Below are 953 nucleotides of genomic sequence, written 5' to 3'. Positions count from 1 at the left end.
AACAACAAGGGTGTGTCCCTGCCGGGGATGAACGTGTCGGTCCCGGCGCTGTCGGAGAAGGACATCGCCGACCTCGAGTTCGCGCTGGGCCTCGGCGTCGACTTCATCGCGCTGTCGTTCGTGCGGTCGCCGGCCGATGTGGAACTGGTTCACGCCGTGATGGATCGGGTCGGTCGCCGGATCCCGGTGATCGCGAAGCTCGAGAAGCCGGAGGCGATCGACAACCTCGAGGCGATCGTGCTGGCATTCGACGCGGTGATGGTCGCCCGCGGTGACCTGGGTGTGGAGTTGCCGCTCGAGCAGGTGCCGCTGGTGCAGAAGCGGGCGATCCAGATCGCCCGGGAGAACGCGAAGCCGGTCATCGTGGCCACCCAGATGCTGGAGTCGATGATCGAGAACTCGCGGCCCACCCGCGCCGAGGCGTCCGACGTGGCGAACGCGGTCCTCGACGGCGCGGACGCGGTGATGCTGTCCGGTGAGACGTCGGTCGGTAAGTACGTGATGGAGACGGTGCGCACGATGGCGCGGATCGTCGAGGCGGTGGAGAACGAGTCCACCCAGGTGCCGCCGCTGACGCATGTGCCGCGCACCAAGCGGGGTGTCATCTCCTACGCCGCCCGCGACATCGGGGAGCGGCTCGACGCGAAGGCGCTGGTCGCGTTCACCCAGTCCGGGGACACGGTGCGCCGCCTGGCGCGGCTGCACACGCCGCTGCCGCTGCTGGCGTTCACCCCGCTGCCGGAGGTGCGCAGCCAGTTGTCGCTGACGTGGGGCACCGAGACGTTCATCGTCGACCCGGTCGAGAGCACCGACGCGATGGTGCGGCAGGTCGACCACGCCCTGCTCGGGTTGGGCCGGTACCAGAAGGGTGAACTGGTGGTCATCGTGGCCGGGTCGCCGCCCGGCACCGTAGGCTCGACCAACCTGATCCACGTCCACAGAATCGGCGAAGA

At 68.6% G+C, this 953-nt stretch carries 1 protein-coding gene; it reads left to right on the top strand.

Annotation, left to right across the window (positions count from 1 at the left end; all coding sequences use genetic code 11):
- A partial coding sequence (gene pyk, locus AZG88_RS34790) for a pyruvate kinase (protein ID WP_061700375.1) occupies positions 1 to 953 on the top strand: 953 nt, incomplete at both ends.

Origin of the sequence: Rhodococcus sp. LB1 (genome assembly GCF_001583455.1) — a bacterium.
Taxonomy (GTDB): Bacteria; Actinomycetota; Actinomycetes; order Mycobacteriales; family Mycobacteriaceae; genus Rhodococcus_F; species Rhodococcus_F opacus.
This window is presented reverse-complemented; position numbering and strand designations above follow the sequence as displayed.